Source organism: Amycolatopsis sp. NPDC024027 (assembly GCF_040638975.1).
Taxonomy (GTDB): domain Bacteria; phylum Actinomycetota; class Actinomycetes; order Mycobacteriales; family Pseudonocardiaceae; genus Amycolatopsis.
In genome coordinates this window covers 819,888-841,137 of record NZ_JBEZYY010000002.1, presented here as the reverse complement: position 1 = coordinate 841,137, position 21,250 = coordinate 819,888, and the positions used below count along the sequence as shown (strand labels likewise).

The 21,250-nt window shown below is 67.8% G+C and carries 20 protein-coding genes and 1 tRNA gene; 10 read left to right on the top strand and 11 right to left on the bottom strand.

The genetic code is table 11. From position 1 onward, the window contains the following. Positions 1–44 precede the first annotated feature (44 nt). Positions 45–1,982, bottom strand: a complete 1,938-nt coding sequence (locus AB0F52_RS08940; protein WP_360166451.1) for a S53 family serine peptidase — start codon at positions 1,980–1,982, stop codon at positions 45–47. 454 nt (positions 1,983–2,436) lie between these two features. Here AB0F52_RS08940 and AB0F52_RS08935 point away from each other — a divergent pair, with 454 nt between their 5' ends. The 6 genes from AB0F52_RS08935 to AB0F52_RS08910 all read left to right on the top strand — a co-directional run bounded on the left by AB0F52_RS08935 (position 2,437) and on the right by AB0F52_RS08910 (position 7,153). After that, positions 2,437–3,066, top strand: coding sequence for a helix-turn-helix domain-containing protein (locus AB0F52_RS08935; protein WP_360166448.1), 630 nt, complete (start codon positions 2,437–2,439; stop codon positions 3,064–3,066). 45 nt (positions 3,067–3,111) lie between these two features. Further along, positions 3,112–3,522 (top strand): VOC family protein, encoded by a 411-nt coding sequence (locus AB0F52_RS08930; RefSeq protein WP_360166445.1) that lies wholly within the window; start codon positions 3,112–3,114, stop codon positions 3,520–3,522. A gap of 230 nt (positions 3,523–3,752) precedes the next feature. Beyond that, a complete protein-coding gene (locus AB0F52_RS08925) occupies positions 3,753–4,172 on the top strand; it encodes a hypothetical protein (RefSeq protein WP_360166442.1) in 420 nt (139 codons plus the stop codon). Between the two features lie 156 nt (positions 4,173–4,328). Continuing rightward, entirely contained in the window at positions 4,329–4,787 is a 459-nt protein-coding gene (locus tag AB0F52_RS08920; protein WP_360166439.1) for a hypothetical protein, read from the top strand. 970 nt (positions 4,788–5,757) lie between these two features. Continuing rightward, positions 5,758–6,774 (top strand): hypothetical protein, encoded by a 1,017-nt coding sequence (locus AB0F52_RS08915; RefSeq protein WP_360166436.1) that lies wholly within the window; start codon positions 5,758–5,760, stop codon positions 6,772–6,774. A gap of 208 nt (positions 6,775–6,982) precedes the next feature. After that, the gene (locus AB0F52_RS08910; RefSeq protein ID WP_360166433.1) at positions 6,983–7,153 is read left to right on the top strand and encodes a hypothetical protein; all 171 of its coding nucleotides are present in this window, start codon (positions 6,983–6,985) and stop codon (positions 7,151–7,153) included. A 67-nt stretch (positions 7,154–7,220) separates the two neighbouring features. Here the strand turns inward: AB0F52_RS08910 and AB0F52_RS08905 are convergent, their stop codons facing one another. From AB0F52_RS08905 to AB0F52_RS08895, 3 genes are all read right to left on the bottom strand, one after another. Next, positions 7,221–7,370, bottom strand: coding sequence for a hypothetical protein (locus tag AB0F52_RS08905; RefSeq protein WP_360166430.1), 150 nt, complete (start codon positions 7,368–7,370; stop codon positions 7,221–7,223). A gap of 187 nt (positions 7,371–7,557) precedes the next feature. Next, complete coding sequence (locus AB0F52_RS08900) at positions 7,558–8,658, bottom strand: XRE family transcriptional regulator (RefSeq protein ID WP_360166427.1); 1,101 nt, start codon at positions 8,656–8,658, stop codon at positions 7,558–7,560. A 48-nt stretch (positions 8,659–8,706) separates the two neighbouring features. Beyond that, positions 8,707–9,369, bottom strand: coding sequence for a hypothetical protein (locus tag AB0F52_RS08895; RefSeq protein WP_360166424.1), 663 nt, complete (start codon positions 9,367–9,369; stop codon positions 8,707–8,709). Between the two features lie 391 nt (positions 9,370–9,760). On the opposite strand from AB0F52_RS08895, the gene AB0F52_RS08890 reads away from it, so the two are divergent. After that, a complete protein-coding gene (locus AB0F52_RS08890) occupies positions 9,761–10,780 on the top strand; it encodes a hypothetical protein (RefSeq protein ID WP_360166421.1) in 1,020 nt (339 codons plus the stop codon). Between the two features lie 183 nt (positions 10,781–10,963). Here the strand turns inward: AB0F52_RS08890 and AB0F52_RS08885 are convergent, their stop codons facing one another. After that, the gene (locus AB0F52_RS08885) at positions 10,964–12,724 is read right to left on the bottom strand and encodes an ATP-binding protein (RefSeq protein ID WP_360166418.1); all 1,761 of its coding nucleotides are present in this window, start codon (positions 12,722–12,724) and stop codon (positions 10,964–10,966) included. Positions 12,725–12,780: 56 nt separating this feature from the next. Further along, a complete protein-coding gene (locus AB0F52_RS08880; protein WP_360166415.1) occupies positions 12,781–13,395 on the bottom strand; it encodes a response regulator in 615 nt (204 codons plus the stop codon). Positions 13,396–14,510: 1,115 nt separating this feature from the next. Here AB0F52_RS08880 and AB0F52_RS08875 point away from each other — a divergent pair. After that, positions 14,511–16,385, top strand: a complete 1,875-nt coding sequence (locus AB0F52_RS08875) for a hypothetical protein (protein ID WP_360166412.1) — start codon at positions 14,511–14,513, stop codon at positions 16,383–16,385. 14 nt (positions 16,386–16,399) lie between these two features. Continuing rightward, a complete protein-coding gene (locus AB0F52_RS08870) occupies positions 16,400–16,795 on the top strand; it encodes a hypothetical protein (protein WP_360166409.1) in 396 nt (131 codons plus the stop codon). Positions 16,796–17,306: 511 nt separating this feature from the next. On the opposite strand, the gene AB0F52_RS08865 is transcribed toward AB0F52_RS08870, so the two are convergent. From AB0F52_RS08865 to AB0F52_RS08850, 4 genes are all read right to left on the bottom strand, one after another. Beyond that, entirely contained in the window at positions 17,307–18,104 is a 798-nt protein-coding gene (locus AB0F52_RS08865) for an SAM-dependent methyltransferase (RefSeq protein ID WP_360166680.1), read from the bottom strand. A 263-nt stretch (positions 18,105–18,367) separates the two neighbouring features. After that, a complete protein-coding gene (locus tag AB0F52_RS08860; RefSeq protein WP_360166406.1) occupies positions 18,368–18,667 on the bottom strand; it encodes a LuxR C-terminal-related transcriptional regulator in 300 nt (99 codons plus the stop codon). A gap of 287 nt (positions 18,668–18,954) precedes the next feature. Next, a complete protein-coding gene (locus AB0F52_RS08855; RefSeq protein ID WP_360166403.1) occupies positions 18,955–19,161 on the bottom strand; it encodes a hypothetical protein in 207 nt (68 codons plus the stop codon). 342 nt (positions 19,162–19,503) lie between these two features. Beyond that, a tRNA-Lys gene (locus tag AB0F52_RS08850) sits at positions 19,504–19,579 on the bottom strand. Positions 19,580–19,690: 111 nt separating this feature from the next. Between AB0F52_RS08850 and AB0F52_RS08845 the strand changes: the two genes are divergently transcribed. Next, positions 19,691–20,227, top strand: coding sequence for an AAA family ATPase (locus AB0F52_RS08845; RefSeq protein ID WP_360166400.1), 537 nt, complete (start codon positions 19,691–19,693; stop codon positions 20,225–20,227). Between the two features lie 63 nt (positions 20,228–20,290). Here AB0F52_RS08845 and AB0F52_RS08840 read toward each other — a convergent pair whose 3' ends face one another. Continuing rightward, complete coding sequence (locus AB0F52_RS08840) at positions 20,291–21,139, bottom strand: hypothetical protein (protein WP_360166397.1); 849 nt, start codon at positions 21,137–21,139, stop codon at positions 20,291–20,293. Positions 21,140–21,250: the final 111 nt, after the last annotated feature.

Below are 21,250 nucleotides of genomic sequence, written 5' to 3'. Positions count from 1 at the left end.
GACCCGGCCATCGATAAGCGACCTCGCGGCGCGAGGAGACGGCGCTACGGCCTTGACCGGAATGAGTCGATCAGCTCTCGGGTCGGGGAGCCGAGCCCGGTTGCCGTGTTGTAGCCGGGTGCGAACTCGAGGTTGGCGTTCGCGTACTGCCCGGGAGTGACGAGTGTGACCTGGCCGCGGCGGCTGACAGCGAAGGCGATTGTGTTCGGGGTTCCTGCCGGGTTGTCGTGGATGCGGTGAAACTTGTGGTCGCGGGCGTAGAGGGCCGGGTTGGCGAAGCCGAGCGGGCCGTGGACCTGCACGAGGAGGGCTTCGATGCCGGCGAACAACGGGGACGCAAGGCTGGTCCCGCCACCGTTGCCCTCGGTGTAGCCAAGGTTGCCGCTCAGGTCGTACCCGGTCGTCCCGATGAGCAGACCGAGGTCCGGGTCGGCGAGAGCGGAGACGTCGGGGACGGTGCGCATCGGTGGGGTGCCGGCGAAGGTCGCGGGTACGACATCGTGTTGGTAGAAGGGTTGACCGAACACGGTGCTGGTGCCGCCACCGGTCGCACCTCCCTGGTAGCCGGGCGGTTCGTATTCCCAGTGCGTGCCGTCCGCCGACAGGTCCGTGCTCTCGGTCGCCCAGACGACTTCCCACTGGTACCTGTTCCGCGGGCCGACGGCCAGGGTGGTGCCGCCCACCGCGGTGACCCAGGGGCTGGACGCCGGATAGTCGACTTCCCTCACGCCGTCGAGGAGGCCACCACCACCCGAGTCGCCGCTGGCGAAGGTGAACGTGATGCCTTCGACGGCCGCCTCCTGGAACAGGCGCTCATACGCGGCGATCGCGTCGGGCGCCGAGCCGGGGGTGTAGCCGACTGTGATCGAGCCTGAGACGACATCTGCCAGGCGCTGGTCCACGATGGTGCCGATCCCGTCCAGCACCCGGTCGCCCCATATCGCCGATGAACCGACCACGTAGGCGATGTTCGCTTCCGGGGCCATCGCGTGCGCGGCCTGGATGTCCATGCCGAACTCGCCGCTGGCTTCGCTCGTACCGGCACCGGGCGCGACATACGCGGTGAACTGACCTGGCGCGAAGGTGGGCTCGCCGTGTTCCGCGGCGAAGCGGTTCGCGTCGGCCAGGGCGTTGACCGCGTAGGTGGAGCCGATGATGCCGATGGTCACGCCCTTGCCGGTGATCCCGGTGCCGGTGATCCCGTAGGCGTCGCGTACCTGCTTCGGCGTGTAGCCACACGGGGCCCACTGGACGGCATGCCCGTAGGCAGGCGGGAGAGCGGTGGCCGGAGTGTCACCGAAGTAGGCGGGACAGGGACTGGACGGCGTATCGGCTCGGCTGGTGACTTTGCCCGGCGCGAGTGTCCCCTCTGGCGGCGGAGGGGAGTCGGGCTTGCCGGGCTTGCCGGGCTTGCCGCCGGCGGTGAGCCCGGTGACGGCGAGAACGTCGGCTGCCACGGCGGCGGGCACGGTGATCGGATCCACCGCCGCGCGGAACACTCGCCCCCAGGAGGGGTCGGTGTAGTTCGCGAACCGCGTGCCGAAGGCGGAGGCTGCCTGGGCCACCGTTCCGTGCACGACGACGCCCCGGGAGCTGGCCACGTCGATCGACAGACCGGTGTCGCGCAGCCATGCGGTGACCGCGTCGATCCGTTGCGGTGTGGGACCGAAGCGGCCACGTGTCTGATCGGGTGTCAGGAAGTGGCCGTAGCGGGGGTCGGCCGGGTCGGAAACCGCGCGCGCGTAGTCGGCCAAGCCGCGGGCGTCGCCTTTGAGAAACACCTGGGCGGTGAGTTGCGTGGATGGATCGGTCGGTCCGATTTGAGTGCCGTCACGGACCGTTCGGTCGGCCGCGGTGTCGGTCAGATGCTCCACAGGCACCCGATCCGGCTGGTCCGCCCAGGCAGCACTCGCCCCCGGAAGGCTGACGACCGTGGCGACGAGACACCCCAGCACCGCATAGAGGTGGCGTTTCTCCCGCATCTCTCTCCTTTGTGCGAAAACGGCCGGTTGCAACCGCCACTGACGCCGAGGGCGACCTCGTGGCGGCAGATCACGTCCACAAAGGCGTTCCCGTCGCCGCTCAGCGATCTGCCGATTAGTTCCGCGTCTGACGCCGGACAATTCCCCGGTCCGCCTTGCCCTTCCACCCTGTACTTGCCAACCGGGCCCGAAAGTGTTCAGCAGGGAGCCCCGGTCGACCACCGATCGGCCTCCGCGTCGATTCGCGCTGCCCGGGTGGTGGGCAATCGCGACGGCGCCATGATCGGTCTCGCCGTCGCTCCGCGCTACGATGCCGGACGTGGCGCTCGACCGGTTTGAGGACTTTTCAGGGCTGGAGTACCGATTGTCGGACTCGCCCTATGTCGAGGGCGTATATCGGGTGGCGCCGAATGGTGGGCACGGCAGTTTCGCGCCGGAGCGCATGGTGTCAGTCGTGAACTCGAACTGGGAGCTGCTGGTGTGGGCGTCGGACGGCGTCACCACCGTGTCGGTCCGCGGTCCCGAGACCCGGCCCACCGTGGTCCCGTTGGGTGGCGGGCTGGGCAGCACCTTCGGCGTGATCTTTCGGCACGGTGCCTTCCTGCGGAACCTGCCCGTGGGCGGGCTTGTGGACGGCAGCGTGTCGAGCCCGTACACGACGCCGCGTTCCTTCGTGCTGCAGGGCAGCGAGTGGGAGATCCCCACCTACGAGAACGCGGAGACGTTTGTGGAGCGCCTGGTCCGGGCGGGGTTGCTGGTGCGGGACCCGTTGGTGACCGACGTCGTCGCCGGGGAGCGGCCCGTGCTGGTCACACCGCGCTCGGTGCAGCGCCGGGTCGCCGCGGCCACGGGCCTGACGCAGGGCATGATCCGCCAGATCGAGCGGGCGCGGCAGGCCACGATGCTGCTGCGGCAGGGCGTGGCCGCGACCGAGGTCGTGCATCTGGTCGGGTATCACGACCAGCCACATCTGGCGCGGTCGCTGACCCGGTTCGTCGGCCGGACGGCGACCCAGCTGCGGCGGCCCACCACCGGCGAGATGGTGTCGCTGCTGTACAAGACCGAGGTCGAGGTGCGGCCGTAGGTTCGAAGTCAGCCGGAAGGGCCGGCCAAGAACCGAGGAGCACCAGTGGCTTTCACGCAGATCTACGTCAACCTGCCGGTCACCGACCTGGACGCGAGCACGTCGTTCTACCTGGCGCTGGGTGGTGTGCTCAACCCGCAGTTCACCGACGAGACGTCCGCGCAGGTCGTCCTCGGCGAGGCGGTGACCGTGCAGCTGATGACGCACGAGCAGTTCGGCCAGTTCACCTCGCGGCCGATCGCCTCCGGTGCGATCGAGTCGATCCTGGCGCTGTCCGCCGAGTCGAAGGAGGACGTCGACCGGCTGGCCGACGCCGCGGTGAAGGCGGGCGGGTCCGAGCCGCGCCCTGCTCAGGACATGGGCTGGCTGTACAACCGTGCGGTGGACGACCCGGATGGCCACAGCTGGGAACTGCTCTCGTACGACGCGTCGAAGATGCCCGGCACGCCCGAATGACCCGGAATGAGGAGGGGCGCGGGCGGTTGATTCTCACCGTCCGCGCAGCGGCCCGGCCAAAGACTGGTGTGGACGTGGTGTGCGTGGCGGTGCGAGTAGCGGAACGGGTTGACGGCCCGCAGCAGCAAGCGGCTCCGCGCTTTTGAAACACGCCTTGGCCGTACCCGCGTGAGTAACGGCGCACCCCGCCGTGCGCGACTTGCCGACGTCCGATCCGAGCGCGGAGGGGGATGGCTGTGTCGAGTGTGTGGAACCGACTGTCGGTGCTGGAGAAGGTCGTCGACGTCCTGCGTGAGGTGACCCCCGAGCCCCACGGCCACCACCTCGGTCGCCCGTACGCCACGGCCTACCAGCTGGCCATCGCACTCCACACGAGATATCCCGAGGTCGCCCACGAGCTGGGCTTCGAGATCGGCGGCACCCACACCGGCCGCCACAACAGCCTCGCGCAGTACCTGGGCCAGCAGCTGTCGACGCGCATCGCCCGCGACGGCGAGGCGAGCGCGATCGAAGGGGCCTTCCTGTCCAGCGACCACATGACGACCCTGGAATTCGTCGACGCCCACGGCGGCCACCACGCCAGCAGCCTCATCGACAGCGGATTCCCGCTGACAATGTTCCGCCTCCGCCGCGTCGAAGCGCGGCCATGACCACGGCCGCGGACGTCCACCGCCTGGTCGAAGCCGCCAATGGGCTCGACGTCGCACCCCGCGCCCGCCGATAGGCGCACCTGCCGGTGTGCGTGCTCGACGCGGTTTTCTCGATCAACGCCCGGTACACCAGCACGATCGCGGTCTGCGACCGCTATGCGAAGCACCAGCGTCTCCTCCCCACCTCGGTTCGCCGCCGACGTCCTGGAGAACCGGGGCCGCACCAGCACCCGAGGCGGCGTGCTCAAGGCGGAAGCCGCGGTGCGCTACGCCGAAGTCCTCGCCGGCTCCGGCGTGCACGCGGTCGGCGACGTGACCACGCTGCTGCCCGACCTCACCCGGCTCGACGTCGTGGAAAGCCGGCTGCGAGCCGTCCCCGGCAACGGCGGGCACGACGTCCGGCTCGGCTACCTCTGGATGCTGGCCGGCACCGACGAGCACGTGAAGCCGGACCGGAAGGTGCTTCGCTGGCTGGAGCGTACCTCGGCCACCAGGTCGACCTCCCGGCCGCGCAGCGGCTGCTCGCCGACGCCGCCGTCGAGCTGGGCCGCACGCCCTGGGAACTCGACCACGCGATCTGGAAGGCCGCCTGACCGGAGAATCTCGGCCGCGTAGCTGGTATTGCCGCAGATCCCGCGGCAGATGCTCTGATCAGCCAGCTTTGAGATCGTTGCCTGGGGCGAGGAGAGGCTGGCTGCGCCGTGACACATTCCGGCCAGGAATCTGGCCGGAATGTGCAGAGAATATAGCAAACTGTCTTTTCACTACCCCGAGAGGCGCGGCACAAATATAGGCATTTTCTTTTGAAACCAGGGCCGCTGACTTGTGCAGAAGACGAAGTCGAGCGACTATCTACAGGGCACGGAAGCGCCCTGGTCAGACAGGAGGGGACGCGGCTTCCACCGTCTCACTATACGACAAAAACTAGACAGAAGCACGACAGACATACGTCAAGTCGAGAGTGAACACCCGCGCCCTTCCTACACTTTCCAGGCGTTCCGACTTCGATCGGAACCTCCCGGAACCTTTCCTGCGGTCCAGGCGGGTTTCGCGGAACGAGGGGTCGCCGTTGCGTCGGCGGCTCCTCCACTATGTCACCAGGCGACTACGCTGAGTAGTTTTTCTCGCCTTTCTGTGCCCATCGGGTGACAATCGTGTACTCCAGCCCGCGCTCCGAGACGCAACTCGCACGCAGGCCGGACAGTACAAGAAATCCCGCCTGGACCCGTCAGAAAGGCACGCCATGTTCCCGTTACGCCGCTACCCGCCTTGCAGCACGCCAGCGCTGGGCCCGGAGTTGCCGATCCGCCGAGCGCAGGAAAAGATCATCTTGGTGATCGTCGTTCAGGCATTCACCGGGTTCCTGATCATGCGTGGGTACCCGGTGGAAGCGGCGGTGGCTGCCAGCGGGGCGACAGTCGTCTTGGCACACGAGAGTGCCCGAGTCGCCGGCCGAGTGCGACTCCGCGGCCGGCTTGCCTGATGTCGGCGGCCGTGCACGGAGCGTTCCAGTCTGGGCAGAGTTTGTTACCGTGAACGCCCAGACCATCGCCCGCGCACGGCCCCGAACGCACCGAGGTTCGTGATGGCTCAGGAAGCTGCCGAAGCGAAGATCAACGCTCTCTCAGCGGAGCTGAAACTGCTCCGCAAAGGGCTGGGCATCCAAGCGAAGACGCTGCCTGGGCTCGTCGGCGAACAGTTGCGCGAAGTGTGCGGTGTGCACGAAGACGACACTCCGGGAACAGTGCGCGGCAAGGTCGTGGAAACGCTTCGCCGGTTGATCGAAACGCTGCCCGAATCGCACCGCCGGACGGCGCGGATCGTCCTGGGCTTCGGCACCGGCGCGAACGAGCGCTACACCCAGCGCCTCGAACTGCTGGGCACGGGAACCGACCGGAACGTGCGCACGATGCAACGCCGCGCCGACGACGTCATCTACCTGATCGCCGAGGCCGCGTACGGCGCGCCGTCGCCCTACGGCGGCACGGCCATCAGCGACGACGGCCCCTGGCACACCTCGGCGCTGTCGGTTCGGCTGACCCTGACCGGGGTCGCCGCCGAAATCTTCGAAACCCGCCGGGTAGCCAGCCACGTCGCCGGGCTCGCCGACGTCGAGCACGCGATCTCCCTCGCCCGGCCCGCCAGCACCACCGGGCAGCCGGACCTCTCCGGGCTCGGCATCGACGTCATCGCCGGCGGCGAGGTGCATTCCGTGCGGATGATCACCCCCACCCGCGTCGCCTTCAGCCTGCGGCCGCCGCAGCCGCTGGACGCCGGCGACGAGCACGAGTTCTTCTTCCGCATCCGGGTGGCCGAGCTGCCAGCGCCGTTCTACTGCTGCACGCCCCAGTTCCCGTGCGAGAGCTTCGACCTCAACGTCCGGTTCGACCGGCGGCGGCCACCGCAGCGCGTCTGGCGCATCGACGGCGAACTCTCCAAGGACGCCCAGGACCCGCTGACCGCGCGCAAGCCGCTCTTCCTCGACAACGCGGGCGAGGTGCACACCGGTTTCCGCGAGCTGCGGCCCGCGAGGTCCTACGGCGTGGGCTGGCAGCCCGCAGGCACGACGAGCCCAAGTTCGGGTCAGGTCCACACTCACTAGAGCATGCAGCAGCGACGGCGCAGCACAGACGATTTCTGGTCCGGATTCGGAGCAGGTGCTGCACCTGCGCCAGCTCCGGAAGTAGCTGTCCGCAGTGCGGACGCGACCTCACCTGATGGGTACGTGGAGTCCCGCTTCGGCGACAAGCATGCTCGGCTAGGTGAAGAACACTCCGACAGATAACGATGTCTGTGAGCTCTGAAGCACAGTGACCGATCTCGAAATTCGCATTGCTTCGGTTCGGGATCGACTGGAGTTACCGAGCTCGGTTCTGTCGTTGGCCGACGACATGCGGCGACTGCGGCGTGTCGTGCTGGCACTCCTTCTGGCAACGGCGGTCGCGGCGTTGGACCAGACCGGCCGCGAGTATTGGGGATGACGATGGAACTCCGGCCGGGGCGACGCGACGCCTTTCAGCGCTTCTCCGGCAATGCCGAGCACCGGTATCAGCTGTATGTCCAGCTGGTCCCTCGGTACTGCTCAACGGTGATGGGGTCGATGCCCTCGCACATCCGGTCGGTGTCGAGCATGCCGTGCAGGTGATCGACTTCGTGGGCAACGAGGCGTGCGATTCCGCGTTCGAAGACGGTGATCATGGTTTTTGCCGTCCATTGTGGTGTGCTCGACGTGGATGGCGTGTGGCCGTGGGACCTGTCCGCGAACGTCGAAGAACGACAGGGCCGCCCGGCTTACGCTCCGGGCGGCTCTGCGAGGCTGGAAGTCCGCTCCCCAGGAGAGTGGTGGTTCTTGTCTGTGCCTCCCCGAGGTTGATCGTCAGCCGAGTCAGGACTGGCTACTCACCACGCGGAGGTGTTCCCTACCCTGCTGAACGGTCATGGCTGTCCCGGTGACGCCACCGCGGCTCACCGTTCTGGCCAATCCGAAAACATGCCGGTTGAACTCGTCGTAGGTGAGCTTCGTGCTACTGATGATGGCCTTGACCCCGGCTCCGTTGGCCCGGAGGTGCGCCAAGACTTTCTCCAGAACTTGCGACGATTCGGGGACGAGCTGACTGCCGGGTTCGCTGCGGCGGTAGCCGCGTTTGGCTAGTTCAACGCAGGCCGTGCGGTAGCCCCACTCGGTGAGCAGCCCCAGTTCAGTGAGGCGGTGAGCCAGTGCCATGGCAGATACGCGCCAACGGCGGCTTGCCTGGATGAGCTGGTCGGGACTGGCATTGCGCAGGTTGCGTGCGAGGACGTCGGCCCTGGGCATCAGGAACGCGGCGGCGAATCGATCGGCTTGCCGTTCAGCTTCCCGGCTCTGCACTCGTTCGCGCCCCTGGTGCATGACGAGGTGGCCGAGCTCGTGGGCCGCGTCGAACCGCTGCCTCTCCGCGGTCTTGCCGGTGTCGATGAAGATGAACGGCTCGTTCTCGATGTACAGGGAGAAGGCGTCGACGTCGCGGACCTCTTGTACGAGGGAGAACACTCGGACGCCGCGCGCTTCGAGGAGATGCACCATGTTCGGGATCGGCCGCTGGTCGAGGTCCCACTGGCTGCGAACGCGCAGGGCGATCGTCTCGATGTCGTGCAGCGACGCTTCAGGCGGCAGGTTGAGCGACGGCACGTCAGGAGCAGGCAGCCGGTATCGCTCGGAGATCCACGTCGCGATCTCTCTCGCGATGCCTCCTGCGGCGAGCACCGCTTCGCGCCGGTATGCCGGGGTCTTGGTCAGCGCCCGGAAGCTCACTGCCTCGATCGGGATCGGCTCCAGCTCCGGTTGCATGAAGAACTCGACCGGTAGCTGGAGTGCCTCGGCTAGCCGTTCGAGGCACTCCGGCGTCGGCTCCTGGTGATCATTCTCCCAGCGGTTGATCGTCTGCGGGCTCAGGTCCGTCATACGTCCGAGCTCGGCCAGCGTCAGTCCGCGCAGCTTGCGCGCCAACGTGAGACGTGACGGTGAGACGGACACGCGAAACTCCGCTTCTAGGCATCAGATCGGCCGCACGTCGATGTCTGGCCCGGTGTCCAGATCGTCGTCCGGGGTGACGATCACACTAGTATCAGTACGCGTGTACGGCAGCGGCGGAATCGGGATCCGCTGGTGGTATTTCGTGATCTTGTCCTCGACCCGCTCAGCCGGCCTGGACAGCTCCGAGTACAGGACGCCGTCGCGGAATGAGAACATGAACAGCCACAGCTCGGGCTGCCCGCTCGGCGACGGGATGGGCTTGCCGGCGCCGGTCACGTCGAACAGCGGAACCATGCGCGGCACGTCGTCGATGAGGTCGCGCAGGACCGTGCGCAAGCCCGTCTTGGGGCTCGGGCAGGTGTCGAACAGGCCGGTGCTGTCGTCTCCGGCGCGGGCCACCACGTAGAAGCTGTGTGACGGGTGCCAGGTGCGGGAGAGACCGCCCTCCTCGTCCCGGTCCCAGCCGGTTTGCTCCCGGAAGCTGATGACGGCCTCGCTCCATTGGTCCTGCCCCGGCGTCTGCGCGGGGGCCAGCGGACTGGTCGCGTCCTTCTTGCGCTGGCTGTTCTCGGCGACGCGGTGCAGCAGGTCGACCGTGAGGTCGAGGGGACCGAGCTGCTGCGTGGCCCAGGCCAGCCACGCGTCGGAGTCGTCGGGGCTCGGCTGGGTGAGCGCGTGGGTCAAGCTGCCTCCTAGGTTGAGGCGACTATAGACCAGACCTCAGATGAGGTCGCGTTTATTGCTTCCCTTGGCGAGTCATCGACCCTGACCTGCGTAGCGCCACGCCGATGGTGACGCGCCGGTCTCCGCCCACTTCGCCCTCGCGTTCGCCCAACGACTGGGCGTGACCCTCACGGCGATGTTCGCCTCGTCCTGAAAGTCCACGAACAGGTCGATCGAATACACCTGCGGTGTGGCGTAGACTCGTCCGTGGCAGGTTGCGCATGCCCGCTCCGAGCCGTGGCGGCCCACGTCCACACGGCGGCGAAGACAAGGTTCTCACCCGTAATCGCGCAGCAACGGTCCACATGTGGTCATTCATGTAACCCAGCGAGACGGGCGTGGGACGTCTCGCGTGTCGGAGAACATGATGACTAAGAACCGTCGTCGCAAGGCCACGATCCGTACCCGGCAGGTCGCCCTCGGGGTTCCGTATATGGTGGCCCGCCGACAGATCAACGAGGCAGCAGGCGATTCATCGGCCGGACAGACCATCGCGAAGGTCAAAATTCTGTCTCCGCTGCCGGACTGGACAAGGCCAAAATTCTGTCGGATGTGGGCGGACACGGCCAGCCAGCATGGACCGCTGATCGCGCTGACCATCAGCCGCGGCGATCAGTGGTGGCAGCTCGACGACCTGGCCCGCGAAGTCGCCGGAGCGCTGCAAGAACAGCCGGCTGAGTCACGGGGCCTGTGGATCCACGTGGGCCGCCGGTATGTTGTGACCAAGCGCATACACCTGGATGGCATCGTGGCCGTGCTGGATGCGGTCGGCGCACTGTCACGCCTGACGGTGCGCTCGGTGCCCGACGCCGCGCACTGCGAGCATGCGAGTTGCCGGAAGCGGCGGGGCGAACCGACGGCCCTGCGTGCGGTGGGCGCGGTGAGGTCGGCATCGGACCAGCGCGCTTCCGGGGTCGTTCTCGGGCCGGGTTTGAGCCTGGTTGAGGTGATGGCGCAGCATCCGCGGCTCAACAGCTTCGGCATCGGTCTCTTCGACACACGCGGCAAGACGGCTGAACAGTGTACGGCCGAACTTGCTGACGGACGCGAAAAGCTGGCCGGGCGGGAGAGCGCGGTGCTGGAGATCGCTGCCTGGCTGCGGGAGAACGTCGCGCCGATCAAGACGCCCACGGTCGGCAGCTACACCGTGAAGCACGTGGTGGAGGGCGCCACCGGCGACTACATGACCAACGGTGAGCTAATCGCTGCCGCTCTTGTAGCCGGGTACCCCGTCGGGTTCGTTCCGGGCCCGAACCCGTTGTTCGGCATGAGCGCACGGGATCTGACCCGGATCGGCACCGCACCGCGCTCTCGTAGCCGCCTCGGTGGCTGGGGATCGACAGTGACCGCTCACGACGACCTGAACGACTGATCCGCGTGCTGCCGGGTCGAGTACTTGACCGCTCGCCCCGGCAGCAGGTTCCGGACTACTCGCGGCGGAAGGAACATGGGAACGAAGACCAGCGCTAAGCGATGATCACGACGTGACCTGCTGTTTGCGTGTGACCCCGCCCTGCGATGTGGTTCTGAGGTTCGACGCAGTTCCGCCGCCCGGTCACGAGGATGGTGTGAGCTTGGGCGTGTCGCGGAAGGCACGGAGGTAGGCCGCGCCGGCCACACCCAGCAGCAGCGCATACCCGCCCGCCGACCAGTACAGCGTCGCCCCGGACTTCACGTAGTTGACCAGCATGTAGCTGGTGTAGAGACCCACCAACGCCCACGGCACCAGATAGACGACGCCGAGCAGGATCCGGTACGGCCACGGCGCGACGGTCGGGTTGACCACGCGCTCCCCGGCCCGGGAACCGATCCGGTCACGAAGGCCCAGGGCTATGCCGGTCTGCCGGAACAGCGCATCCTCCACGACCATCGCGGATGCTCCGCGCCTGCCCTGCAACGCCACCAGCAGCGTGCTGTACAGCATCCCGAGCCACAGCGGGATGGGCACCAGCGCCGCGGCCAGCCTCGGCAGTTGGGGCACCTTGTCCAGGAACGCCACCGACGCTGCCGCATAGGCCAGCACCGCGCCCAGCAGCGCGATGTTGATGTTGAGCAGGGTTACGTTCTCGGATCGCTCCGCCTGGTACAGCGATCCCAGCGCCGCGACCTCGGTCGCGTTGCCCTGGTCACCGGCCGGTGCTGTCACGGTGGTACCTCCTGGTGGTGGGGTGGTCGGGCAGAGCGGCAGGCGGATTTCCACGATCGTGCCGCTGCCGGGGTGGCTCTCGACCGTGACGGTCCCGCCCACCTCGGCCAACCGCGCCGGGAGAGAGTGGGACAGGCCGGTACCGGACGGCGTGGTGGCCGGGTCGAAGCCGCAGCCGTGGTCGGTGACGGTCACCGCCAGCTCGCCGCCCTCCTCGCCGGTGGCCACGACCCACGCCTCCGCCGTGCCGGCGTGCTTGGCGACGTTATTCAACGCCTCGGTCACCGCGTGGGTGACGGCCTCGACCGCCTCCGGCCCCAGCGCATCGGGCAGCCTGTCGGAGCTGTAATGGACGTCCAGGTCGTGCGCGCCTTGCAGGAACACCGCTTCGGCCAGCGCGGCGTCGAGTTCAGGCGCCACGTCGGCGGTGATGGTGTGGGCAACCGCGCGCAGGTAGCGGGCGTCGCGCTCGCACTTCGCCCGGAGCTGCGGTGACAGACACTCTTGGCGGGACACGACGGTCAACGTGGTCAGCACGTTGGTGTGCAGCAAGTCGTACTGGCGGACGCGTTCCCGCGTGCGGGCCTCAGCTTCGCGCGCCTGCAAGGCGCCCTCCGCTTCGGTGTCGGCCCGGCGCGCGGTCTCGATCAGCTTGGCGGCCACCAGTCCTGCCGCGAAGGTGAACACCACGAGCTGACCGGTGACGCCGAGCAGCGTGCCGGCCTGCTCCAGGCCCCGGCCACGTAGCCCGGTCACCAGGTAGCTCCCGCCCAGAACGGCCACGGCGGCGGTCCCCCACCGGTAGCCGCCGTAGACCTGAGCCAGCACGGCCACGCCGGTGGAGGGCGGCGGCGTCCAATTCTGCCAGGTCGCGACGGCCTCTGGCGGCAGCACGAAGCCGACCAGCAGCTCGGCCCCGGTCATCACGACGACGGCGGCGGCGATCGGCACTGCGCCGACCTCGGATCGCGTGCCCAGCCACCACAGCAGGACGCCGGCCCACACCAGGTAGACCAGGTAGCTCGCCACGACTGCCGCGGGAGCGTGTGAGGACTCCGAATCGGGCCAGAGCAGAAGCACGCCCCACGGCAGTGCCTGTGCCGCCCACAGCAGCGTCAACGCGCGCAGCAACCAGGCTTTGACCTGGTTCTCGACTCCTCTGGTGTGCATGGCGGCAAGCATGCCCGCCTCAGCCGCGGTCCGTTGACGATGATTCCACCGTCATTTCACAGGCCGCCGTCCTCCCGCAGCCGCTCCTGGAGGTCAGCCACGGTGCTGACCGGCGTGCCCGCGTCCCGGTACTTGACCTTGGCGCGCTCCAGGTAGCTGTACGCGGTGCGCTCGCTGATGCCCAGCCGCTCGGCGATGACCTTCATCGGCACGGCGCGCCCGCGCAGCTTGACCACCTCCGCCTCCTGGCCGGACAGCCGGGGGCGGCCGGGCGTGCGGTCGCGGCTGATCGCGAACGCCAGCTCCTGGTCGAGCGCGTACCGGTCGGTGACGATGTCGCGAATCGCGCGCACCAGCGACCGACGGTCGCCGTCCTTGACGTGGTACCCGACCGCCCCCGCCCGGACCGCGTCCACCTTGAAGCGCTGTTGAGCGTGCACGGACAGCAGCAGCACCTTGTCCCCGCGCCGCACGAGCCGGTCGACGTTGTCCACGAACCGCGTGCCATCGCCGAGTTCCAGGTCCAGCAGGACGACGTCGTCGGAGGGGTCGAGGGCCAGGTACCCGGCCACCCCGGCGGCGACGTGACGGACCTCGATACCCGGATCGTGGCCGGCCAGCCAGAAAGCGGCGCTGCCCAGGATCATCGGGTCGTTGTCGATCAGACCCACGCTGATCACCCCGGGTGATGGCGGGTCCGCATCGGCTTCGGGACCGCAGGGTGACGACGATGACGTGTCCATCCCTCCTTCTACCTCATGCCCCGCACAATCCGGATGAGTAGCGGTCGTGGAACTTGTGGTCCCAGTTCTTCCGCCAGCCAACCGCGCCACCGACGGAGCCCTGGACACCCGGTTCGGCACGGACCCCAACCACGACAACGCACGCACTCCGCTGGTCGGCCCTGTTACTCCGGCAATCGCCGCGGGCCCACGAAACGGTTACCCCGATTTCAAGGTCTTTGACAAGTGTCCCGTCCCTGCTTGCCTTGCCCGGCCGCATCGGCCCTGTGCGGCCCGCAGAGACGCGTCGACCGCCTCGATGCCCATCGGACGCGGGATTACAGCGCGTACGCAAGAGCCATGTCGACCGCGGCGATCAGATTCATCCGAACCGCCGCCGGTGGTCGTGCAGGTGGCGCGGGCCCGGTCGAGATGGTCACCGAGCAGCGGTCGCCGTCGGGACCGTTATCAAGCCTCGAGCACGGGGAGCCACTCGACGATCCGACCAGCAAGTTGGTCCGCATGCAGCTGGTTTTCGTGCCAGCGGTCGCGGCCAGCGGACTTAAGCGACGCGTAGAAGCGGAGACGACCACTTGCAGTAACAGGGCCGACCGCCACCACGCCATTACCTCGACTCGTCGCTGGGGCGCGGCCGTCGCACGCCGGCTGGTCTCGAGCGAACCGCCGGGCCGGCCAGCTGGCGCCGACGCCTCGGTGGCCGGTAAGAGGCTTCCCCTGCCGGAGGGCACTGAAGCGCGATGAATGGCGCCTGATGCGGTGACTTCGCAACCCGTGCTACCGTCGGCGGTTAGCTACATCACATCGCCAGTTCGCTGGTCCCAGTTCGGTCGCTTGCTCCCGCGCGGAGCCCGGCCGGGCCAAGGCTCCACCCGTCACAGTCGGCGGGTGACCTGAGGGGAACGGCCGGGTTGGCGGTGCGCCACACCCCCTGGACGGCCGTCCGGCCGAGAGGGACAGGTGGGGGCACGGTGCTGAGTCTGGCCCAGGCCCTCGCTTCTGATGACCACGGTGGTGATCAGGCCGAGAGCCCGAGGAGGACTCCCGTGACTATTTCAGCCATGCCGACCAATGAGCTCGAAGACTTCCCTGAGCCGGATGTCGTCGACCATCGGATGATCGGCACGCGTCTGCGGCCGCCCGCCTCGGCAGCAATGATCGGGAAGAGCATCGCCGCCGGTGTTGCGGCCGGCCTGCCCGAAGTGCTCGCCGAGGCGCTGGCACATGCCGCCGCGAACCAGCAGCAGCTCCGCAGTGCTCTGCGCGCGCCGAAGGTCCAGCGGTTCGGCTCCGAAGAGTTCACTTACATCGAGTTCGACGTCCTCGCCTGGCGGATTGTTCCTTCGCCGGACAACATCCGGTTCGAAGGCGAGCACGCGCGCGGCACGATTGGCATGCCTCGCTTCGGCGCCGTGGACGGACAGCCGCTGCTGACCTTCGAGATGGACACCGCCGAAGCGATGATCGACGCGATGGGGCCGCCAATCAACGACATGGCCGAAAACAACCCGCACGTGCCTTCCATCCAGGACCGAGGTATCGAGACACCGGGATGGCTGAGCTTCTTGGAGCTGACCACCGGCGACGTCGGCACGGTGATCCGGCTGGAGTCCACAGACGGGTTCGGCCGCACGGTCGGCGTCCACAAAGGACTTGGAATCACGTTCAAGGACGCCGCATGGAACCTGCGTCCCGGCGCCCGCCGCGCGGCTAACCTGCATCGCGACCTCGTGGAGTGGTCGAACAGCGACCTCGTCACCGACGAACAGGCCCGCATGGTCCGCTGCTCGATCATGCCCAACGCCCGGGTCATTATCGGTTACTCGGCAGCGCGCCCGTTCGACCGCGCGCGCAGGCGGTTCGTCGCGCACCTGCACATGGCGCCACCGATGAATTTCTCCACCGCCACCACGCTCAACGCCAAGGCCAACGCTGCGGTGGACAACCTCTACGAGCGCGGGCTGCTGCCCGCGCCGGACGGTATGACCGCCGACGACGTCCGCGACATCCTCGACGGCACCGTCCGTGACCACGAACTCCTCGATGACGAAGTCGCAGTGCTCGCCTGCGGGGCGCTCAACCCGCACCCCAACAAGCGTGAAGCGCGAGCGGTCAACGACGCCATCACCGACCTCACCGGCACCAAGCCCAAGCTCGAGGAGCGCACCCAGCTGGCCGCTGAGGTCGCTCTGCGAGGCTTCCCCAGCGACAAGCGACTCACCACGCTGCGTGCCGCTCTTGAACGCAGCTGGCGGTGGGCGCCTCTGCGCGGCGTCGTCTTTACGGGCCAGGACCCGCTGGACCTGCTGAGCGAGGCCATTCGTGAACTCGTGCAGGCCGGAGACACCGCTGGCCCGGCCATCGCCGAGCTGGTCACCCTGGCCAGCTACCATCTGGTGGGCGGGCGCACTCAGCTGTTGACCCGATCCGAATTCGGCCGCGGCAACAACACCGAGCCGCAGCAGATTCTTAGGCGCCTGGCCAAGTCCGACGCGGGGCTGCGGCAGCTGTGCCAGATCATCCTCGACGGCCGCGCCGACCGTGACCCGCAGGAACTGCCCGAGGAGACCGAACCGCGCGACCGGCGGTTCCGTAGCGCCAGCATCCTGACCCCGAAACGGCTGCGAGAGCTCGCGGAGATGTCTGAGGAGGGCATCTCCCACGACAGCCCGGAAGACCTGTTCGCGGCGGCGATCGCGGACTTCGCTGACAAGCTCGACGACCTGCACGCCGCGGCGGAGGAAGTTGCCAAGGTCGTAGACCACGCCGACGTGCCCCTGGTGGACACCCTGGGGTTCGAGAGCACCACTGTGAAGGCGACGCTGCAGGAGGTCGTCGACATGGTCTCGGAATGGCGCAGCTCCAAGCGGCGCGCGGCCCGGATGCGCCCTGACCTAGATGACAGCGAGGCCAGCCGATGAGCCGCCGCGCACACATGCTCACCCCGGACGCCTACGACACCTCCTGTGACCTTGCTGGCGCTGCGCTGCTGCGTCGCGTCCCAGGAGCCGCTTCCATTCTGCAGGTCACCGAAGGCAACGCATGGTCGGGCTTCTCTGCCGCCGTCTACATCGCGGCGGACCACACCAACGCCATCCGCTACGTCGGAAGCACAATCCGCACGGGTTCGGTTGGTGACCGCATCCAGGAACACGTCCTCGCTGGCCGCGCTGACCCCTGGACCCGGCTCATGGTCGTCCCCCTGCGCCCGGACACCGACGAGATCCTCGTACGCAAGATCGAGGGCCGCGTTGGCGCCGTACTCCGGCCGTTGGACACCATGCGGCTGCCGACCCTCGGGCGACGTCACGTCAGAGCCCGGATTCGCTGACTAGCGGTGGGCTGGTGCGGCCAGGCGTTGCCACGCTGACCAGCCCACCATTTCGGCACCAGGCCTGGGGTCGAAGACCGTGTCGTCGTCCTCTTCGGCGGTGAACTCGTCCACGCTCCTGGCGGTCCGTTCGTCGGCAGACTCGCAGACGGGCCGGGGCAGTCAATGGACCGTACGAACCCACGGAAACCTGCTGCCACGCTGGCTTATTCTGACCGCGGGTCTCGCTCGCGCGAACGGCGCGGTCGGAAGTTCGGTTACTCGGCGTCAGAATCTTGTCGCAGTGGTTCGGTGCGCAGTTTGGGCAGCCATTGCGCGGGGGAGGGCGCGCTCGGCGGCGAAGATGGGGGCGAGCTCGGCGGCCGTCAGGGCGTCGAGCTCGCGGGTCCGACGGGCCGGTATCCCAGCCAGTTACGCCAGCGAACTGCTTCGGGTTGACGCTGGGCTTCGAGCTGAGCCGAGGCCTGCGGTTCAGTTACCAGGCGATAGAACGTGGTGCCGCGACGCGCCGCTAAGGCTTGCGCCCGACGCCCCCCGCGATGGTCCGCTGCGCCACGTTGAGCGCCTTGAGCCGCGGGCCGTCCGGCCACCAGTCCGCGCACAGGACCACACCCGGTGGCACCATCTCAAGGCCGGGGAACAGCGCCTCGATCTCCGTCCGAGTGCGGAAAGTCCCACAGCCCATTGGGCTGTGCAGGAAGAAGTCCTCCATCTTGCGGGCGGTCGCGGAGTCCTCGTCCTCGGGGTCGAAGAAATGCGAGAGCGCGACGAACGAGCCCGACGGCAGCGCGTCGACGTACTCCCGCATGATCTCCGCCGGCCGCTCCTTCGGGCCGTTGAATTGGTGCAGCGTGCCCATCTGCAGCAGGACCAGCGGCTTGGTGAAGTCGATGTGCTGCCGGACGACCTCGTTCTCCAGGATCCGCTGCGGCTCGAAGATGTCCTCGGCGACGAAGTGGGTGTTCTCGTTCTTCTCCAGCAGCGCCCGCCCGTGGGCCAGGACCACCGGGTCGTTGTCGACGTAGACGACCTTGGTCTCCGGGTTAATCCGCTGGACGACCTGGTGGGTGTTCTCCGCCGTCGGCAGCCCCGAGCCGAGGTCGAGAAACTGCGTGATGCCCGTCTGGCTCGCGAGGAACCGGCAGGCGCGGACCAGGAAGCCTCGGTTTTCGAACGCGAGGTCCTGCGCCTCCGGGGCGGCCTGCTGCACCCTGTGCAGGACCTCCCGGTCGATCTCGTAATTGTCCTTCCCCAGCAGGAAGGCGTCGTACACACGCGCGACGCTCGCTCGGGTCGGGTCGACCCCCACGGGAACCCAGTCGGTAGCCGTCGCTACGACGGCGGTGTCACGAGCCGAGGTTCCGTGACGAACGCGCTCAGACACCGTGCGCCGGGGAACGGCCGCCGATGCCTGGGAAACCTCCACTGCCGACTTACTGTCACGCAGCGCTCCGGCACGACGCTTCACCCGCTCGAGCATGGCCTCAACGTCCGTGCGAGCGCTCAGTTCGCGGCCCAGTTCGGCGTCGGCCTGCCGCAGGACCGCCTCCACCTCGGACTGCTCGTTGTCGGTCACGACAGACCTCCTTCCAACCTCAGCTTCTTCGCAACGTCTGCCAGGCCATAACGTCGGTGCGAGCGAACTGTTCCCTCGCTGATCTCCAGTTCCTTCGCGATCTCCGAGTCCTCGGCGCCCGCCAGCCAGGCAGACATCACCGCCCGCCGCTTGGGCGGCAACCCGGCCAGCAACTGAGTAATCCTCGCCTTCGACTCCTGCTGAATGACTGGATCTTCATCGTAGTGCCGAAACGCCGGGTCCTGACGCGCGATGTCGTCGGGCAGGACGTCGAACTGCTGCTTGGTGATGGTCATAGCGTGCCCCCACGACGTTTTACGGACCCAAGCACACGGGTGCCGAATTTCCTTCCACTGGGCGTATAGGGTCGTCATGGCTTCCTCCACGGCATCCGACGCACAGTCCGCGCTGAACCCAAGTCGGACGAGGTGCCGCATCTCCGGGAGCAGGTGCCCACGGAAGAACGCATCGAAGGCATCCGTATCGTCGTCTGACACTGCACGTCCCTCCTCCGAGGTCTCGTCCCCCATTGAGTCTGTATTCACGGGTCACCCTGCTACAGAATTGCCGTCACGATTCGAGCTCATCGCCGGTGGACCAACGCAACGAGGACCGCCAGGACGACGACCAGCCCGGCGGCGATGGCGACCACCGCGATCGATTGGGTAGTGACGTAGAGGCTGGTCAGTCCCGCGATGACCGCATTGCAGACGATGACGAGGACATGGTTGCTGTCCCCGGGGTCCGGGTTCTGCGGAGTGTGGTCTCCGCTGTTCGGTGCAAGGCTCATGTAGTAGTAGATGAGAAACCGCGAATTCTGTGCAAGTTCGCAGCAAGCACCTCTCGGCAGCCGCCAGGGAGCGGCCAGGACGAAGGCGACCGGGCCGAGAGCGTGGCCAACGGCTCCTTGGTTCTCGTCACCATGCTCGGCACTGGGGACGGTGACCGGAGTCGCGCAGGCCCTGGTGGTCTTCGGCTCCGATCGTCGGGCTCCCGCCAGCGTTCGCCCGTCCGTGCAGACTGTTGTCCGGCACGCCAGTGAGAAGGGAGACGCAACGGAGCCCCCAACGCGCAGTTGCAACAGCAAACCGGCGCAGATTCCATCAAATGCGCAGGTCAGACGTACGATCAGTGGTGGGCCGCCTGGGGCTCGAACCCAGAACCTACGGATTAAAAGTCCGCAGCTCTACCAATTGAGCTAACGGCCCGTGCCACCAGTTTAGCCAGGCCCCGGTCGGGACCTCGCACGCCGGGTCCGGCTGAGGCTGCCGGGAAGGTCAAGACTGGTTCTTCGCCGGTCTGCTGGCCATGATGCGTCCATGCCTGGTTCCCTGCTGATCCTCACCGGGCCGCCCGGTGCCGGGAAGTCGACCGTTGCCCGGATGGTGACTGCCGATGGTGTGCGGCCTGCCGTTCACCTGCACACCGACAGCTTCTACGTCTGGATCCGGACCGGGTTCGTGCCGCCTTACCTGCCCGAGGCCGCCCGGCAGAACGAGGTCGTGCTCGGGGTGATCGCCGAGGCTGCCTGTGGGTATGCGCGTGGGGACTACGACGTGGTGCTCGATGGCATCGTCGGCCCCTGGGCGCTGCAGCCCTTCCGGGACGCTGCGCGGCGCGACGGTCTGGACCTCTACTACGTCGTGCTCCGGCCCAGCCTCGAAGTCACCCTCGCTCGGGGGGTCGCCCGCGACGCGCCTCAACTCACCGACGTCGAGCCGCTCAAGGGGATGTACGGCGCGTTCGCCGGGCTTGGTGAGCTGGAACGGCACGTCATCGACACCACCGAACAGGCTGCCGACGAGACCGCCGATGCCGTGCGGCGGCGGGGGTGCTCGGCTGCGTTCGCGCTCTGATCCTCTTTGGACGAAAGAAAAACGGACGCGCGGGACCCGATTCAGGTCCCGCGCGTCACGCCGTCAACACTGGACGAACAGGCCCGTGTAAGCAGTGCACTTCTTCGACGCCTTGTCGTTGGCAGCCTCCGGGTCGGCCGGCGCGCTCGCGGCTCGCTGGGCCGTTGTCGTGAACGCTCCCCAGGCGAAGAAGCCGCCTTCCGAGGTGAACTTCGCCGTGGCCGAGGCGCCCGGGGCCAGGGTGCCGATCGCGCAGGTCAGCGTCGCGCCCGAGCGGGTGCAGCCCGTCGTCGACACGACCGTGCGGCCGGTGCCCGGGTTGGCCGTCACGCGGACGCCGGTCGCCGTGGCCGGGCCGGTGTTCGACACCTTGATCACGTACTCGACCTGGGCCACCAGGCTGGGGCGCGGGGTGGCCGTCAGCGCGACCTTGACGTCGGCTTCGTCCGGCGGGGCGATCGTGACGGCCGGGCCGTCTTCGACGGCGAACGCGTAGTTGTCGCCGGCGAACTGGTGCTGGAGCGTGAACTGGCCGGGCGCGACGTCGTCCTTGACGCGCAGGGTGAACGTCACCGTCCGGCTCTCGCCCGCGCCCAGGTCGCCGACACCGCCGCGGAAGCTGCTGAGGTACGGCGCGCACGGCGCGATCGCCCCGGCGCAGGAGACCAGGTCCACCACGTCGGCGATCGGCTTCTCCTTGACGTAGAGCGCCGCCTTCGCGCCCGTGACCGTGAAGTCCGCCGGGTTGGTCAGCTGTTCGGTGACCGTGAACGTGGTTCCTGCGCGCACGGTGGTCGCGCTGACGTCGATCGTGCTCGCGGGCGGGGCCGCGGACGCGACGGCGGGCGACGCGCCCAGGGCCGCGGCCGCCAGCGCGGCCAGCACGGCGGCTCTTCGTCCGGTTCGCTGCATAGTGTGATCTCCTGGTTCCGAACCGAGGGGTGCCGCTCCGACCGGTGAAACTGGCGTGCGCAGCAGGGGTGACGAAGATCAGATCGGCGCACCCCGAAATTCGTTACCGGG

Coding starts and splice junctions, on each gene's coding strand:
- AB0F52_RS08940 (WP_360166451.1), bottom strand. CDS start 1,982: ATGCGGGAGAAACGCCACCTCTATGCGGTGCTGGGGTGTCTCGTCGCC.
- AB0F52_RS08925 (WP_360166442.1), top strand. CDS start 3,753: ATGGCTGTGTCGAGTGTGTGGAACCGACTGTCGGTGCTGGAGAAGGTC.
- AB0F52_RS08920 (WP_360166439.1), top strand. CDS start 4,329: ATGCGAAGCACCAGCGTCTCCTCCCCACCTCGGTTCGCCGCCGACGTC.
- AB0F52_RS08915 (WP_360166436.1), top strand. CDS start 5,758: ATGGCTCAGGAAGCTGCCGAAGCGAAGATCAACGCTCTCTCAGCGGAG.
- AB0F52_RS08905 (WP_360166430.1), bottom strand. CDS start 7,370: ATGATCACCGTCTTCGAACGCGGAATCGCACGCCTCGTTGCCCACGAA.
- AB0F52_RS08885 (WP_360166418.1), bottom strand. CDS start 12,724: ATGCACACCAGAGGAGTCGAGAACCAGGTCAAAGCCTGGTTGCTGCGC.
- AB0F52_RS08870 (WP_360166409.1), top strand. CDS start 16,400: ATGCTCACCCCGGACGCCTACGACACCTCCTGTGACCTTGCTGGCGCT.
- AB0F52_RS08860 (WP_360166406.1), bottom strand. CDS start 18,667: ATGACCATCACCAAGCAGCAGTTCGACGTCCTGCCCGACGACATCGCG.
- AB0F52_RS08855 (WP_360166403.1), bottom strand. CDS start 19,161: ATGAGCCTTGCACCGAACAGCGGAGACCACACTCCGCAGAACCCGGAC.
- AB0F52_RS08845 (WP_360166400.1), top strand. CDS start 19,691: ATGCCTGGTTCCCTGCTGATCCTCACCGGGCCGCCCGGTGCCGGGAAG.
- AB0F52_RS08840 (WP_360166397.1), bottom strand. CDS start 21,139: ATGCAGCGAACCGGACGAAGAGCCGCCGTGCTGGCCGCGCTGGCGGCC.